At 72.0% G+C, this 16,123-nt stretch carries 13 protein-coding genes; 3 read left to right on the forward strand and 10 right to left on the reverse strand.

Features of this window, described 5'->3' with window-relative positions; all coding sequences use genetic code 11:
* Positions 1 to 2,838, forward strand: coding sequence for a glycoside hydrolase family 2 TIM barrel-domain containing protein (locus ACWED2_RS23445; protein ID WP_449692621.1), 2,838 nt, complete (start codon positions 1 to 3; stop codon positions 2,836 to 2,838).
* 3 nt (positions 2,839 to 2,841) lie between these two features.
* Here the strand turns inward: ACWED2_RS23445 and ACWED2_RS23450 are convergent, their stop codons facing one another.
* Complete coding sequence (locus ACWED2_RS23450; protein ID WP_449692622.1) at positions 2,842 to 3,519, reverse strand: NUDIX hydrolase; 678 nt, start codon at positions 3,517 to 3,519, stop codon at positions 2,842 to 2,844.
* 77 nt (positions 3,520 to 3,596) lie between these two features.
* Here ACWED2_RS23450 and ACWED2_RS23455 point away from each other — a divergent pair, with 77 nt between their 5' ends.
* Positions 3,597 to 4,598, forward strand: coding sequence for an SPFH domain-containing protein (locus ACWED2_RS23455; RefSeq protein ID WP_449692623.1), 1,002 nt, complete (start codon positions 3,597 to 3,599; stop codon positions 4,596 to 4,598).
* Positions 4,595 to 5,464: a hypothetical protein gene (locus ACWED2_RS23460; protein WP_449692624.1), complete on the forward strand. Its 870-nt coding sequence runs from the start codon at positions 4,595 to 4,597 to the stop codon at positions 5,462 to 5,464. Before ACWED2_RS23455 ends, ACWED2_RS23460 begins: the two co-directional genes overlap by 4 nt.
* Positions 5,465 to 5,530: 66 nt before the next feature.
* Here the strand turns inward: ACWED2_RS23460 and ACWED2_RS23465 are convergent, their stop codons facing one another.
* The 9 genes from ACWED2_RS23465 to ACWED2_RS23505 form a co-directional block, all read right to left on the reverse strand.
* Positions 5,531 to 7,756: a glycoside hydrolase family 15 protein gene (locus ACWED2_RS23465; RefSeq protein ID WP_449692625.1), complete on the reverse strand. Its 2,226-nt coding sequence runs from the start codon at positions 7,754 to 7,756 to the stop codon at positions 5,531 to 5,533.
* A 408-nt stretch (positions 7,757 to 8,164) separates the two neighbouring features.
* Positions 8,165 to 8,860, reverse strand: a complete 696-nt coding sequence (locus ACWED2_RS23470; protein ID WP_449692626.1) for a TetR/AcrR family transcriptional regulator — start codon at positions 8,858 to 8,860, stop codon at positions 8,165 to 8,167.
* A 27-nt stretch (positions 8,861 to 8,887) separates the two neighbouring features.
* Positions 8,888 to 9,988, reverse strand: a complete 1,101-nt coding sequence (locus ACWED2_RS23475) for a glycerate kinase (RefSeq protein WP_449692627.1) — start codon at positions 9,986 to 9,988, stop codon at positions 8,888 to 8,890.
* Positions 9,985 to 10,362 carry an allophanate hydrolase-related protein gene (locus tag ACWED2_RS23480; protein ID WP_449692628.1) on the reverse strand — a complete coding sequence of 126 codons (378 nt, stop codon included), beginning with the start codon at positions 10,360 to 10,362 and terminating at the stop codon, positions 9,985 to 9,987. The genes ACWED2_RS23475 and ACWED2_RS23480 overlap by 4 nt, the downstream gene beginning before the upstream one ends.
* A 9-nt stretch (positions 10,363 to 10,371) precedes the next feature.
* A complete protein-coding gene (locus tag ACWED2_RS23485; RefSeq protein ID WP_449692629.1) occupies positions 10,372 to 11,817 on the reverse strand; it encodes an NCS2 family permease in 1,446 nt (481 codons plus the stop codon).
* Between the two features lie 109 nt (positions 11,818 to 11,926).
* Entirely contained in the window at positions 11,927 to 12,409 is a 483-nt protein-coding gene (locus ACWED2_RS23490) for a nucleoside deaminase (protein ID WP_449692630.1), read from the reverse strand.
* 1 nt (position 12,410) lies between these two features.
* Positions 12,411 to 14,702: a xanthine dehydrogenase subunit D gene (pucD, locus tag ACWED2_RS23495; RefSeq protein ID WP_449692631.1), complete on the reverse strand. Its 2,292-nt coding sequence runs from the start codon at positions 14,700 to 14,702 to the stop codon at positions 12,411 to 12,413.
* A complete protein-coding gene (locus tag ACWED2_RS23500; RefSeq protein WP_449692632.1) occupies positions 14,699 to 15,169 on the reverse strand; it encodes a (2Fe-2S)-binding protein in 471 nt (156 codons plus the stop codon). The genes pucD and ACWED2_RS23500 overlap by 4 nt, the downstream gene beginning before the upstream one ends.
* Positions 15,160 to 16,029, reverse strand: a complete 870-nt coding sequence (locus ACWED2_RS23505; RefSeq protein ID WP_449692633.1) for an FAD binding domain-containing protein — start codon at positions 16,027 to 16,029, stop codon at positions 15,160 to 15,162. Before ACWED2_RS23505 ends, ACWED2_RS23500 begins: the two co-directional genes overlap by 10 nt.
* Positions 16,030 to 16,123: the final 94 nt, after the last annotated feature.

Consider the following 16,123-nt stretch of genomic DNA (forward strand, 5'->3'; position numbering starts at 1 on the left):
ATGTCGTACCTCGAAGACCCCGGCCCCGGCCGCGGTTCCCTTCCGCCGCGCGCGGCCTTCACCTCCGACGCGCCATCGTTGTCACTGAACGGCACCTGGCGGTTCCGGCTGTCGCCGAGCCTCGCGGCCGCGCCGGCGGGGATCGAAGCCGAGGGGTTCGACGATGCGGCGTGGGACGAGCTGCCGGTGCCGTCGCTGTGGCAGCTGCACGGCCACGGGCGCCCGGCCTACACGAACGTGCCCTACCCGTTCCCGGTCGACCCGCCGCACGTGCCTTCGGACAACCCGACCGGCGACCACCGGCTGCGGTTCGACCTGCCCGGCGACTGGCCGGCCGGGTCCGCCGTGCTGCGCTTCGACGGCATCGATTCGTGCGGCCGGATCTGGCTCAACGGCACCGAACTCGGCGTCACGCAGGGCAGCAGGCTGCCGTCCGAGTTCGAGGTGGGACCGCTGCTGCGGCCGGCCGGGAACGTCCTCGTGGTGCGCGTGCACCAGTGGTCGGCGGGCAGTTACCTCGAAGACCAGGACATGTGGTGGGCCTCGGGCATCTTCCGCGCCGTCACCCTGCTCGCCCGCCCGGACGGCGGCATCGGCGACTACTGGGTCCGCGCCGACTACGACCACACCACCGGCCTGGGCACGGTCCGGGTCGAAACCGGCCCGGACGTCCTGCTGGACATCCCCGAGCTGGGCGTCACCGGGCACCCGGCGGGGGCTGCGCTGGAGCTGCCGGTCGAGCCGTGGAGCGCCGAGACCCCGCGGCTGTACGAAGGCACGCTGGCCACCGCGGCCGAGCGGGTCCCGATGCGCATTGGGTTCCGGACGGTGACCATCTCCGGCGGGCAGCTCAAGGTCAACGGCCGTCCGCTGATGCTGCGCGGGGTCAACCGCCACGAGCACGACCCGCGCACCGGACGTGTGGTCTCCCCGGAGACGGCGCTGGCCGACGTCCTGCTGATGAAGCGGCACAACGTCAACGCCGTCCGGACCAGCCACTACCCGCCCGACCCGGCGTTCCTCGAGCTGTGCGACACCCACGGCCTGTGGGTGATCGACGAGTGCGACCTGGAGACCCACGGCTTCGAGCCGCTGGGCTGGGCCGGCAACCCCAGCGACGAGCCCGTGTGGGCCGAGGCGTACCTCGACCGGATGCGGCGCACGGTGGAGCGGGACAAGAACCGGCCGAGCGTGATCCTCTGGTCGCTGGGCAACGAAAGCCACACCGGCGAGAACCTCGCGCGGATGGCCGAGTGGGTGCGCCACCGCGACCCGACGCGGCCGGTCCACTACGAAGGCGACCACGACTGCGAATACGTGGACGTGCACAGCCGGATGTACGCCACGCACGAGGACGTCGAGCGGATCGGCCGCCGCGAAGACGCCAACGAGCGCCGGCGGGACCTGCCGTTCCTGCAGTGCGAATACGGGCACGCGATGGGCAACGGCCCGGGCGGGCTGCTGGAGTACCGCGAGCTGTTCGAGCGCTACCCGAACTGCCAGGGCGGGTTCGTCTGGGAGTGGATCGACCACGGCCTCGCCGCCGACGGGCACTTCGCCTACGGCGGGGACTTCGGTGAGCCGCTCCACGACGGCAACTTCGTCATCGACGGCCTGGTCTTCCCCGACCGGACGCCGTCGCCGGGGCTGCTCGAATTCGCGAAGGTGATCGAGCCGGTGCGGATCGACGCGGACGCGGCCGGGATCCGGGTGAGCAACCACTACGACTTCGTGAGCACCGGGCACCTGACGTTCACCTGGTCGCTGGAGGACGAAGGAATCGCTGTCGCCGAAGGCGTTCTCGACGTTCCTCCCGTCCCATCCGGACAGAGCACTGTGGTCCCGCTGCCCGGGTTGCCCGCGACCGGCGGGGAGTCGTGGTTGACGGTGTCGGCGGCGCTGACCTCGGCGACGGCGTGGGCGCCTGCGGGGCACGTCGTCGGGTGGGGACAGCTGGCGGTGTCAGCGGCACCGGTCGCGGCGCCGCTGCCGCCGCGCGGACCGGTCTTCCGCACCGGCGGGCGGCTGGTGCTCGGGGCCGGCAGGTTCGACCCGGCGACCGGCGTCCTGGCGGCGCTCGGCGAGCACGCGGTGCGCGGCCCGCGCCTCGACGTCTGGCGCGCGACGACCGACAACGACCGCGGCACGTTCGCCGGGCGGCCGGCCGCCGACCAGTGGCGCGAGGCCGGCCTGCACCGCATGCAGCACCGGGTGATCGCGGTCGACGCCGACGGCGAGGAACTGGTGGTGCGCACCCGCGTGGCGCCGCCGGCCCAGCCGTTCGGGCTGTTCGCCGACTACACGTGGACGGCGTTCGACGACCGCCTGCGGCTGCGGGTCGAGGTGACCCCGGACGGCGACTTCCCCGGTACCCTCCCCCGGCTCGGCCTCGCGATGGCGATCCCGGGCGCACTGGGCTCGGCGGAGTGGTTCGGCGGCGGCCCGGGCGAGGCGTACCCGGACAGCCGCCAGGCGGCCCGGATCGGCCGGTTTTCCAGCAGCGTCGACGGCCTGCAGACGCCGTACGTGTACCCGCAGGAGAACGGCAACCGCACGGCGGTCCGCTGGGCCCGCCTCACCGATCCGGACGGCGCCGGAATCCGTGTGGACGGAGACCCGGTCTTCGACTTCACGGCCCGCCGCTGGACCGCGGCGGCGCTGGAGGAGGCGCGGCACACCGACGACCTGGTCCCGGACGACGTGGTGCACCTGACGTTGGACGTGGCCCAGCACGGGCTGGGGACGGCGTCCTGCGGGCCGGGGGTGCTGCCGCGGTACCGGCTGGTGCCGCAGAAGACGGAGTTCACGCTGTGGTTCCGGGCGGTGGCGGGCCGCTAGCGCTCAGCTGCGCAGCATCGGCGGGTACAGCACCTCCGCCGCTCCTCGCCGGTACAGCTGGGCCGGGCGGCCGCCGTCACGCGTTGTCGTCCGGCCCGTCGGCTCCAGCAACCCCTCCGCTCCCGTCACCTTGCGGTGGAAGTTGCGCGGGTCCAACCGGGTGTCCCACACCAGCTCGTACACCCGGCGCAGCTCCGCGACCGTGAACTCCGGTGCGCAGAACGCCGTCGCCAGCGGGGAGTACTCCAGTTTCGCCCGGGCACGTTCGACGCCGTCACGAAGGATGCGGTCGTGGTCGAAGGCCAGGCGCTCCGCCCGCAGTGCCCGGACCGGTGCCCAGCGAGCCTCCGCCGCGTCCGTGCCCGCGCGCGGCACCGGCAGGTCCGGCGCCAGTGCCAGGTACGCCACCGTCACCACCCGCATCCGCGGGTCCCGGTCCGGCGTGCCGTAGCCCGCGAGCTGTTCGATGTGGACGGTCCCCGGGGCCAGCCCGGTCTCCTCGGCCAGCTCGCGGCGCGCCGCGTCCGGGAGGTCCTCGTCCTCGCGGACGAACCCGCCGGGCAGCGCCCACTCGCCGAGGTACGGCTCCACGCCCCGGCGGACCAGCAGCGCACACAGCTCGTCTCCGGTCAGGGTGAGCACGACCAGGTCCACGGTGACGGCGAACGGTGGGTGACCCATGCCACCCACCCTAATCGTCATCTTGACGATTAGCCAGTCCACCCCATATCGTCACCACGACGATAAGAGGAGGCTCCATGGCCGACATCGACCGCCGGTTCGGGTTCCGGCACCTGCGCGGTGCCCCCACCGTGCACATCCGGCACTACCGCCGCGGCAAGCTCGCGCACGACGGCGTCGGGCTGTCGTTCTGGTACCGGCCGCTCACCGCGGTCGTCTCGGAAGTGCCGGTCGACGACCGCGAACTCCCGCTGCTGTTCCACGCCCGCACGGCCGACTTCCAGGACGTCACCGTCCAGCTCGCCCTCACCTTCCGGATCGAGGACCCGGCGCTGGCCGCGCAGCGCATCGACTTCTCCATCGACCCGGACACCGGCCGCTGGCGAAGCGATCCCCTGGCGCAGATCAGCGGGCTGCTCACCGAAAACGTCCAGCAGTACGCGGTCGAGGTGCTGACCCGCACTCCCCTGGCCACCGCCCTCGTCGACGGCGTCCGCGCGGTCCGCGACCGGATCCGCGCCGGCCTGGCCGAAGAGGACACCCGGCTCGCGCAGACCGGCTCGGCCGTGATCGACGTCCGCGTGGTCGCGATCCGGGCCGAGCCCGAGGTCGAGAAGGCGCTCCAGACGACCGCGCGGGAGAAGGTGCAGCAGGAGGCCGACCGCGCGACCTTCGAACGGCGTGCGCTCGCCGTCGAACGCGAGCGCGCGATCAGCGAAAACGAGCTGCAGAACCAGATCGAGCTGGCCCGCCGCGAGGAACAGCTGCTCGCCCAGCGCGGCGCGAACGCCCGGCGTCAGGCCGAGGAAGCCGCGGCGGCGAACCGGATCGAGACGGAGGCGCAGGCTTCGCGCGAAGAGCGGCTGACGCAGGTGAAGGCCGACGGGAAGCGTGCGCTCGGTGAAGCCGAAGCGGCGGGCGAGGCCGCCCGGCTGGCCGCGTACCGCGATCTGCCCGAGGGCGTGCTGACCGGGCTGGCGCTGAAGGAGCTGGCCGGGAACCTGCCGCAGATCGACAGCCTGGTGCTGACGCCGGACCTGCTCACGCCGTTGCTGACGAAGCTGGGCGTGCGCTCGTGAGCCTCGCGCCGCGGGTCGTGCTCGTCCACCGCCGCACCGAACTCGACGAGCTCGTCGCCCGGCACGGCACCCGCGGCCAGGCCGAGTTCTTCCTGCGCACCCGCGGCCGCGACCTCGCCGAGGTGACCGCGGCGGACACGGCCCTGCGCGCCGCCCTCGCCGCGGCCAGTGCCGCCATCCCGCTGGACTGGCGCCGAGGCGAGGTCGAGCGCGCGGACCTCGACCGGTTCCTCTTCACCCCGGAGGACGTCGTCGTCGTGGTCGGGCAGGACGGCCTCATCGCCAACGTGGCCAAGTACCTCGACGGCCAGCCGGTGATCGGCGTCGCCCCCGGCCAACCCGGTGTCCTCGTCAAACACCCGGTCGAGGCCGTCGCGGACCTGATCCGCTCCACGACCGACGTCGAGCACCGGACGATGGCCGAGCTCACCGCGGACGACGGCCAGCGGCTGCTCGCCCTCAACGAGATCTACCTCGGGCACGCCGGGCACCAGACGGCCCGCTACCGGCTGGGGGTCGGTGGCGGGCGGCCGGAACGCCAGGCGTCCTCGGGGATCCTGGTCGGCACCGGCACCGGGGCCACCGGCTGGTGCGGGTCGGTGTGGCGGGAACGCCGCAGCGGCGTGTCCCTGCCGGCCCCCGGCGAGGCCCGGCTGGTCTGGTTCGTGCGGGAGGCGTGGCCCTCGCCGACAACGGGGACCACCTGCACCGAAGGGGAACTGACGCGGGCGCCGCTGACGGTCGAGGTCGAATCCGATCGCCTGGTGGCGTTCGGCGACGGTCTCGAAGCCGACACCGTCGCCCTCACCCGCGGCCAGACGGCGACCTTCGCCCCCGCCGCGAAAACCGTCCGCCTGGTGCGGTGACGGAACGGACGACACGCGTGCCTGGAGGGACGACACGACGAGGGGGCGTGTCGTCCCTCCGGCGGGTCAGGTGCCGTAGCGGGTCTTGACGATCGACGGGGTGTCGAGATTGCGGCCCGCGTCCATGCTCTGGGCCAGCCGCAGGTACTGGCCCTCGGCCCACATCAGCGGGCCCGCGCTGCCGGTCGGGCGGCCGAGGCCGAAGCAGCCGACGTCCGCGCGATCCCAGACCTGTTCGGGCACGAAGTAGCCGTCGTTGACCGAGTCCGCCATGGACTTCAGGTACACCGCCGCCGAACGGCCGTTGGCGAGCTCGTACTGCCCGCGCTCCCCCGACAGCACCGGCCACAGCCGCCCGAAGCGCTGGGTGCCGCCGGCCGGCCAGCCACTGCAGTTCGCGGTGCTCTCGCCGTAGTTGTCGTGCGGGTAGCGGTGGAAGTAGACGTCCCCGTTCGGGAGCGTCACCTGCACCGCCGAGTTGCCGTCCGACGCCGCGGCCGTCGGGGCCACCGAGTTCGCGATCGTCGCGTCCCCGGCCGGGCGGATGCCGAGCCGGACCAGGTCGAGGAAGCCGAAGTCGGTGACGTCGTGCTCGTAGAAGCAGCCTTCGTCGAAGCAGATCGTCGCGGTGTCGTTCGGATTGCCGGCCCGGTCGAGGCGTTCGTAATACGTGTGGCCGCCCCAGTACCCCGACGTCGTCACGGTCCAGCCGGCCAGGGAGTTCCGCCAGGAGTCCGCTGTGGACTCCCAGGACGTCGCGCTCGCGGTGTCACCGTTGGCCCGCGCGATGGCCCCGGCCGCGACCAGCCCGGCGATCTCCGCGGCCACCGAGGAGGGCGACTTGCCGTACTGCTCTTCCCAGCGCTCGGTGGTGTCCGGGCCGGTGGCGACGATGTGGTTCGCCGTCGTCTTCACCTTGGCGTAGGTCGAGGCGTCGGTGACGCCGGTCAGCCAGGCCAGCAGGATCGCGTTGGCGTCCTGGTCCAGCTGTTCGCAGCAGCCGAGCTGCTGGGCGCTCGCCCCGGCGACGCCGGACACCGGGCTGTAGCGGGGGAACGAGCCCGCCGGGTAAGTCGTGCCGTCGCCGGCGGTGGGGCTGCCGATCCACTGCGAGTTCCAGAGGAACTGGGCCATCCGCTTGGCCTGGGCGCTGTCGCCCGCGGCGAGCAGGCCGGTCGCCTGCTGGTAGAGGTCACGGCCCCAGACCCGGTGGTAGCCGTCGTTGAGGTGGTCGCCGTTCGTGAAGTCGCCCCACGGCGTCGCCAGGCCCGCGACGCTCGCGCCCGGGTGTTGTTTGTCTTCCGCCGTCTTCAGCGCCATCGCCGCCACGTAGTAGGTGCGACGCCGTTGCGTGTCCCCGGAAACGCTGGCCGGGGCGGGCTTGAGGCTCCCCACGTAGGAGTTCCAGCCGCTGCGGTAGGACGCCGACACGGCGGCGAACCCGCTGGTCAGCGATCCGCTTGCGGCCGAGGAGGCGGCGGCCGCGGTGCCGCCGTAGCCGAGGGCGACGGTGAACGTCGTGTCCGTTCCGACCGGGATCTGGCCGCACTGGACCACGTTGCCGGTGCCGGAGATGTTGTCGAACTGGTTGGTCAGCGTCCTGTCCGCGCGAAGGTCGACCAGGCAGTCGCTGGCCGCGCCCGTGTAGCCGTTGTCGTGCGCGGTGAAGCCGGTCGAGGCGCGGAGTGCCGAGACGACGGTGGTGGCGGTGCCGCCGAACAGGGTTTCCGTTCCGCTCGCCAGCAGGGCGCCGGTCGAGTCCCACCAGGCGTTGTCGTTCGCTCCGCCGCCCGCCATCGACGGGTTGGCCAGGAGGTAGAGGCGGTAGGTGCCGCCGTCCAGGGACTGGAAGCGGGTGTTCGTGACCAGCGATGCCCTCGCCGGGTCGGTCACGTAGTCCGTGGTGATCCGGTACTTGCCGCTCTTCGCGGTGTTGGTGATCGTGTACTGGAGCGCCTTCTCGTCGGGCATCGTCACGACGTGGTTCGTGGCGTCGCGTTCCAGGTCCACGAACGTCGAGCCGTCGGTGACGATGTACTGCATGTCCTGCATGTTGGGGACGTCGGCGCGGGGGTAGAAGACCTCTGATGCGACGCCGTTCGCGACGGTGAACCAGACCGGGCTCGCTGTGGTCGTGGACGTGCCCAGCGCCGACTTGTTGCCCGTTGCCCAGGAAGCTCCGCCGCCGCAGCAGTCTGTTGCCGTTCCGGTTGCGTTGGCTGTTCCCTGGAGGGTCGCGGCCAGCAGGATGGTGGTTCCGGCGCAGGCCAGGACGGCTTTCCACCTGATCATCGGGGTCCTCCGACGGCGTTGTCGTTCGATATGTTGTTGGTCGCAACATATTGCGGGGTTGGGTCGCGACAGGCAATGTCCGATCGGGCTGGATCGATTCAGGCTTGGTTTGGGTATCTGCGAGCCTGCGTTGGGTTGTGGTTGCCGTCCGCAACCCCGCCTCGGATTGTGGTTGCTGTCCGCAACCCCGAAGCGGTCATTGTGACTACGGCCGGCAGCACCGCGTCAAGGCGGGAAAGCGTGCCTTGACCCGGCGCCGCCGGCCGTGTTCTGGCTTCGGATCGGGGTTGCGGGGGGCCTGGGTTGCGTGGGGGCTGGTTCGCGTTGTGGGGGTGCCTTGTAGTGCCTGCCGGGTCCGGTTCGCGTTGTGAGTCGCGTTGTGTTGTTTGCCGGGGGTGGTCCGGCTTTCTACGCGTCGGCTATGCGGTCCAGCCACTCGGCCATGAGGGTTCGCTCCGCTTCTGTCAGGGCCGTTGCTCCTTCGAGGCCGGCCCTCAGCGCTATCGCGCGCTCGGGGAGGGTTGAACCTTGTGGTTCTGTTCCTCCCGTCAAGATGCGGGCCAGTACCGTCTCGCGGGCCGTTGGCGACAGCTCCGGGTCTCGCCTGTCCTCCGGGGTTGCGATGTGGGTCAGGACCACTCCCATTCCGGCCGCGTGCATCAACCTTCCGGCTCGGTCGACGCTCACCCGGAGGCGGCCCGCTGCCGCTACGCGCTCGACGACGGTCCGCAGCATCGCCTCCGCTTCCCTCGCCGCCGGTGAGGTGCGGCCCGGGCGGGCGTCGCCGTACATCAGGACGTAGAACTCGGGGCGGGACACGCCGAACTCGATGTGCAGGTCCCAGCCGTTGCGGAGGTCCTCGACCGGGTCGTTCGTCGACCCCATGGCGCGCTTGCTCTTCAGGTACTCGTCGAATCCGTACGCCGCCACCGCGTCCAGGAGGCCGTCCTTGTCGCCGAAGAGGCGGTACAGCGCCGGGGGCTGGACGCCCGCCGCCGCGCTCACCGCGCGGGTTGACAGGCCGTCGCGGCCCTCCGCCACCAGCAGGGCCGCCGCCGCCTCGAGGATGCGTGCGCGCGTGTCCTCCGCCGTCTTCGTTGCCATGGTTACGATGGTAACAACTCTTCGGTATCACCTGGACGGCGCGAAGTGGTCGAGCGCCACTCGGTGAGCCAGGCGGCGCAGCAGCGGCGCCGCCTCCGCCATGCAGCGCGCCGGGTCAGGCTCCAGATCCGTCAGCGCGTACGCGGCCGCGATGCCCGCCTCCGCCAGCTTCGCCGGGGACAGCCGGCAGCGTCCGGACACCGCGATGCAGGGGATGCCCTGCGCCGCCACGGCCCGGGCCACCCCGGCCGGGGCCTTGCCGGACAACGTCTGCTCGTCGAGTGATCCCTCGCCGGTGATCACCAGCGAGGTGCCGGCCAGGGCCGCCTCGAACCCGAGGAGGTCGAGCAGGAGCTCGATGCCGGGCCGCGTGCGGGCGCCCAGCACGGCCATCGCCGCGAAGCCCACTCCCCCGGCCGCTCCGGCTCCCGGCCGCTCCGCGAACTCAGGTCCGGCGATCGACGCCCAGTGCCGCAACGCGGCGTCCAGAGTCTCGACATCGCCGGGGGACGCGCCCTTCTGCGGACCGTAGACAGCGGCCGCTCCACGCGGGCCGTACAGCGGGTTGTCCACGTCGCTCGCCAGCTCGATGTCCACTTCGGGCACCCGCGCCACGTCCAGCGAGGCGAGCCGGGAAAGGGCCTCGCCACCCGGGGGAAGCTCACGCCCGGTGTCGTCGAGGAGCCGCGCGCCCAGCGCCGCCAGCATGCCCGCGCCACCGTCGGTGCAGGCACTGCCGCCGACGCCGAGCACGATCCGGCGGCACCCGGCCCGCACGGCCGCCGCGATGACGTCCCCGGTTCCCGCGCTCGTCGCGCTGAGCGGAGCCGGGGCGCCGGGCAGCCGGTGCAGCCCGGACGCCTCGGCCAGCTCGACCACCGCGGTGTCCCCGCGCACCGCGTAGGACGCCGTCACCGGTGCTCCCGTCGGCCCGCGGGCCGGGACCCGGACGCGGCGGAAGCCCGCCGCGACGGCCGCGTCCACCGTGCCCTCGCCGCCGTCGGCCACCGGGAGGGTCCGAACCACTGCCGAGGGATGGACGTCGGCGAGACCGGAGGCCACCGCCGACGCCACCTCCCGCGCGGTCAGCGACCCCTTGAACTTGTCCGGGGCGACCAGGACCTTCACGCGCTCGCCTTGAAGGCCCGCCAGTCGCCGATCTCGGTGATGTCCCGCAGGGCCACGTGCGAGGTGTACGGCCGACGCAGCAGCATCGCGAACGCCGAACTGCCGTCCGCCAGCTCCACCACACCCAGCTCCAGCTCGTGCGGCTCGGCCGGGAGCACCTTGTCCCGCAAGGCGTCCAGGGAGACGTCGTAGACCTCGCCGGTGACCGCCGCGCCGCCGTGCGACACCGGGTACAGCGCCGGGCACTGGTCGCCGACGGCGTAGAACCGGTACTTCGGCGCGGTGTCCGCCACCGCCACGAACGGCGATCCGTCGAGCAGGTGATGCAGCGGCCCGCCACGCATGGCACCGCCGTTGAAGAACATCAGGGGCACGGGAACTCCTTACCGGAACAGGGTTTCGACACCGTCGATGGCGAAGTACACCGCGAACACCAGCGCCAGCAGGGACAGCAGCCAGCCGGCCTCGCGCCACTTGCCGCGGCCGGTCTTGATCAGCACGAACGCGATCAGGCCCGCGCCGACGCCGTTGGTGATCGAGTAGGTGAACGGGATCAGCGCCGCGGTGAGGAACACCGGGATCGTGTAGTCCGGGTCGTGCCACGGAATGGTCCGGCACTGCGCGACCATCATCCCGCCGATGACGACCAGCGCGGGCGCCGCGGCCTGCGCCGGGACGACCCCGGCCAGCGGCGTGAACAGCAGCGTCCCGGCGAACAGCAGGCCGGTGACGACGCTCGCGAGCCCGGTCCGCGCCCCCTCACCGACGCCGGCCGCCGATTCGAGGAACACCGTGTTCGGTGAGGAGCCGGTGACGCCGCCGGCGAACGCGCCCGCGCCGTCGACCAGCAGGATGCGGCCCATCCGCGGCACTTTCCCGTTCTTCGACAGGCCGGCTTCGTCGGAGACGCTCGTGATCGTGCCCATCGCGTCGAAGAAGCCGGACAGCACCAGCGTGAACAGGAAGACCGTGGCGGCCAGCGCGCCGGCCGAGGCGAACCCGCCGAAGAGGTCGACGTGGCCGAAGAGCCCGAAGTCGGGTGCGGCGACGACGTGGTCGGGCAGGGCCGGTGTCGTGAGCCCCCAGCCGCCGACCCCGAACCCCTGGTGCAGCACGACGGCGAGCACGGTGGCCGCCCCGATGCTGATCAGCACCGCGCCCGGGACCTTGCGGGCCACCAGCACGATCATCAGCAGCAGGCCGAAGCAGAACACGACGATCGGCCAGCCGTGCAGGTGCCCGCTCGCTCCGAGCCGCACCGGGACCGTGGTTTGCGCCGAGTCCGGCACCCGGGTCACGAACCCGGCGCTGACCAGCCCGACCAGGGCGATGTAGAGCCCGATCCCGACCGTGATCGCCGTTTTGAGCGGCCGCGGGATGGCGTTCATGATCCGCTCGCGGACACCGCTGACGGCCATCAGCACGATGCAGACGCCTTCGAGCACGACCAGCCCGAACGCCTGCGCCCAGGTCATCGACGGCGCCATCTGGAAGGCGACGATGCCGTTGATGCCGAGCCCGGCCGCCAAGGCGAGGGGCGCGTTGCCGACGAGTCCCATGAGGACGGTCATCACCGCGGCCGCGAGCGCGGTCGCCGTGGTCACCTGCGCGGCCGAGAGCCGGGCGCCGGTGATGTCGGCGGAGGCGCCGAGGATCAGCGGGTTGAGCAGCACGATGTAGGCCATCGCGACGAACGTGGTGACACCGCCGCGGACTTCGCGGCCGATCGTGCTCTGCCGCGCGCGCAGCTCGAAGAGTCGCTCGAGGAAAGTTCGCCGTTGCGGGGGTACTTCGTCGACTACTGGGGTGGGGACTTCGGTCTGGGTCATGCGTCCTGCCCTTGCCGGTGGGTGTGCTCGGCCAGGCCAAGGCACAGCGCCGTGCCTGGGCGAGCGGGACGTTCGATTCGGTTGTGCTCCGGTCAGCTGGCCTTGTGGGTCAGTAGTCGGTGCGGTCGCTCTTGTCGAGCCAGGCCGCGAAGGGGGCGAAACCGTCCTTTGCGGACAGTCGCGTCACGGGTACCGTCCACGTCTCGCGCGGGCGGTCGAAGAGTTCGTAGAAGGCGCGGTCGTCGAACCCGGCCTTGGCCGCATCATGGCGGTCGGCCGCGTAGACGACCTTGTCCACCCGCGCCCACAGCGCCGAGGACAGGCACATCGGGCACGGCTCGCAGCTGGAGACGAGCACGCAGCCGTCGAGCTTGAACGTGCCGAGTTCCTGGCAGGCCGCGCGGATCGCGACGACTTCGGCGTGCGCGGTCGGGTCGAGGTTCGCGGTGACGCGGTTGACGCCGGTCGCGACGATCTCACCGTCGCGCACGATCAGCGCGCCGAACGGGCCGCCGCCGTTCGCGACGTTCGTCTCCGCGATGCGGACGGCTTCGTCGAGCCATTCGGTCTCGGCCGAAATCGACGTGGTCATCTCAAACTCCAGTGATGTGCTCGGGGCGGATCGGGACGCGCGGCAGCTCCAGGCCGGTGGCCGCGCGGATGGCGTTGGCGACCGCGGGCGTGGCCGAGATCGTGGGCGGCTCGCCGACGCCGCGGACGCCGTAGGGCGCGTGCGGGTCGGGGCGCTCGAGGACTTCGACGCGCATCGGCGGCATGTCGAGGATCGTCGGGATGAGGTAGTCGGTGAACGACGGGTTCCGCACCTTGCCGCCTTCGACCAGGATCTCCTCCATCACGGCGAGGCCGAGGCCTTGGGCCGAGCCGCCCTGGATCTGGGCGACCACGGCGTCGGGGTTCATCGCCTTGCCGACGTCCTGGGCGCAGTCCAGCTGCACCACCTTGACCAGCCCGAGGTCCAGGTCGACGTCGACCACCGCGCGGTGGGCGGAGAAGCCGTACTGCACGTGGGCGTCGCCCTGGCCGGTCTCTGGGTCAAGGGGGTGGGTCGGGCGGTGGTGGAACTCGCGGGTCTCCTCGATCGCGGTGTCCGCCAGCAGCTCGGCCAGGTCGGCGACGACTTCGCCGTCGGCCGCGACGACCTTCCCGCCGGTCAGGGACATGCCCTCGGCGGGCACCCCGAGCCGCGCGTAGACGGCCTCGGCGACCGCGCGGCAGGCGTTGCGGACCGCACCGCCGGTGACGTACGTCTGGCGCGACGCCGAGCTGGAGCCGGCGTCGCCGACGCTCGTGTCGGCCGGGTGCACGCTCACCCGCGTCAAGCCGAGTTCGGTGCGGGCGATCTGCTGCTGCAGCGTCACCAGGCCCTGGCCGACCTCGGCGGCCGCGGTGTGGACCATCGCCACCGCCTCGCCGCCGATCACCTCGAGCCGGACCCGGGCGGTCGAATAGTCGTCGAGACCCTCGGCGTAGGAAATGTTCTTGATCGTGACGCCGTAGCCGACCCCGCGCACCACCCCTTCGCCGTGGGTGGTGTTGGACGCGCCGCCGGGCAGCTCGCGGATGTCGCGGTCACCGGCGGGCGCGGGCGGCAGCGGCAGGTCGCGGACCCGCTGGACGAGTTCCGCGACCGGCGCCGGGAAGTCGACCACCTGGCCGGTGACCACAGTGGACCCTTCGCTGAGCGCGTTGCGGATCCGCAGTTCGGCGGGATCCATGCCCAGCGCGGCGGCCAGTTTGTCCATTTGGGACTCGTAGGCGTACGTCGGCTGCACCGCGCCGAGGCCGCGCATGGCGCCGCAGGTCGGGTTGTTCGTGTAGACGCCCCAGCCTTCGATGTGCGCGTTCGGGACGTCGTAGGGACCGACGCTCAGCGTGGTGCCGTTGCCGACCACGACCGGCGTCTTGGACGCATACGCCCCACCGTCGAAATACAGCTTCGCGCGGACGTAGACGAGCTTGCCGTCGCGAGTCGCCCCGTGCTCGTAGTACATCTTCGCCGGGTGCCGGTGGACGTGCCCGAAGAACGATTCGAGGCGGTTGTAGCTCATTTTCACCGGGCGTCCGGTGCGCAGAGCCAGCATGCACGAGTGGATCTGCATCGACAGGTCCTCGCGGCCACCGAACGCGCCGCCGACGCCGGACAGCGTCAGCCGGACCTTCTCCAGGGGCAGGCCGAGGGCCTTCGCCGTCTGGCGCTGGTCGACGTGCAGCCACTGGGTCGCCAGGTAGAGGTCGACGCCGCCGTCCTCGGCCGGCACCGCCAGCCCGGACTCCGGCCCGAGGAAGGCCTGGTCCTGCATCCCGATCTCGTACACGCCGGAGACGACGACGTCCGCGGTCGCGGCCGGGTCGCCCTTGACGATCCGCTGGTGGCGAACCAGGTTCCCGCCCGGGTGCAGCTTCGGCAGGGTGTCGTCGTGTGCGGCCCGCTCGGGGTCGGTGACCGGTTCGAGGACGTCGTACTCGACGACGATCTCCTTCAGCGCCTGCCGCGCGATCTCCGGGTCGTCGGCGGCCAGGATGGCGACCGGTTCACCCTGGTAGCGCACGAGGCCTTCGGCCAGCGCCGGGGTGTCCTGGAACTTCAGGCCGTAGACGTTCTCGCCCGGAACGTCCTCGTGCGTCAGCACCGCGTGCACGCCCGGCTGGGCCAGCGCGCGGGAGACGTCGAGGCGGACGATCCGGGCGTGCGGGTGCGGGCTGCGCAGGGTGGCGCCCCACAGCATGTCCTCGTGCCAGAGGTCCGAGGAGTAGGCGAACTCGCCACGGACCTTCAGCGTGCCGTCCGGGCGCAGCGGGCTCTCGCCGATGCCACCGGCGATCGTGTCGTGCAGCTCCTGCGGGGAGCGGGCCGGGGCGCTCATCGCACGGCCTTCTTCGCGGCGGCGTCACGGACGGCGTCGAGGATCTTCTCGTAGCCGGTGCAGCGGCAGAGGTTCCCGGCGAGAGCCTCGCGGATCTCGACGTCGGACGGCTCGGGGTTCCGCTCGATCAGGTCGTGCGCGGCCACCAGCAGGCCGGGCGTGCAGAAGCCGCACTGGACCGCGCCGTGCTCGACGAACGCCTCCTGCACCGGGTCGAGGGTCTCGCCCTCGGCCAGGCCCTCGACCGTGACGACCTCGCGGCCCTCGGCCTGCCCGGCCGCGACCAGGCACGCACACGCCGGGACGCCGTCGAGGTAGACCGTGCAGGAGCCGCATTCGCCCTGCTCGCAGGCGTTCTTCGAGCCGGGGAGGCCGAGCCGCTCGCGCAGCACGTAGAGCAGGCTTTCGCCTTCCCAGACGTTGTCCGCCCGGCGGGATTCGCCGTTGACGGTGACGTTCACGCGCACTTCGCGCTCCCCTCGCAGTATTCGGTCCAGGCCCAGGTCAGCGTCCTTCGCGCCATCACGCCGAGCGCGTGCCGCCGGTAGGCCGCGCTGCCGCGCACGTCGTCGATCGGCGCGGCGGCAGCGGCGACCAGGTCGCCGAAGCGGCGTTTGACCGAGTCGGTCAGCGCCCGCGGCGACTCCCAGTCCAGCTCCCCGGCCAAGAACTTTTCGGCTTCGACAGCCCGGCGCGGCGTGGGCGCGGCCGAGCCGACGCCGGTGCCGACCCGTTTTTCGGCGGGGTGCAGCGCCAGCCCGAAGGCGACGACCGCGATCACCATCGCGTTGCGGGTGCCGATCTTGCTGAACTGCTGCGGTCCCGTGGCCGGTTCGACGAGCACGGCCGTGATCAGCTCGTCCGCCTCCAGGACGTTCCGCTTCACGCCGGTGTAGAAGTCCTTCGCCGCGACAATCCGGGTCCCGCGCACCGAGGCGATTTCGACCTCTGCGTCGGCGGCCAGGAGCGCCGGGTGCGAGTCGCCCGCGGGTGAAGCCGCGCCCAGATTGCCCCCTACGGAACCGCGGTTGCGGATCTGCGGGGACCCGACGGTCCGCGCGGCCATCGCCAGCCCGGGCAGCTGCGCGCCGAGCTCGGTGATGATCCGGGCGTAGGGCACGGCCGCGCCGATCCGGATCCGGCCGCCGTCGGTGCCGTGCTCGTGGAGCTCGGCGACGCGGCCGAGGTCGAGCAGGGCTTCGGGACGGCGGTGGTCGAAGTTGAGCTCGACCATCACGTCCGTGCCGCCGGCGATCGGGACCGCACCGGGGTTCGCGGCACGCGCGGCGAGCGCGTCGGCCAGCGAGGCGGGTCGGAGGAATTCCACTGTGGACGTCCTTTCGGGGCTGCTTCGTCAAGGAGTACACACGCTCGGGTGTGGCCGGGGCCACGGCAAAACCCCTGAAAGACGGGTGAATTTG

It is taken from the genome of Amycolatopsis sp. NPDC005003 (genome assembly GCF_053600695.1).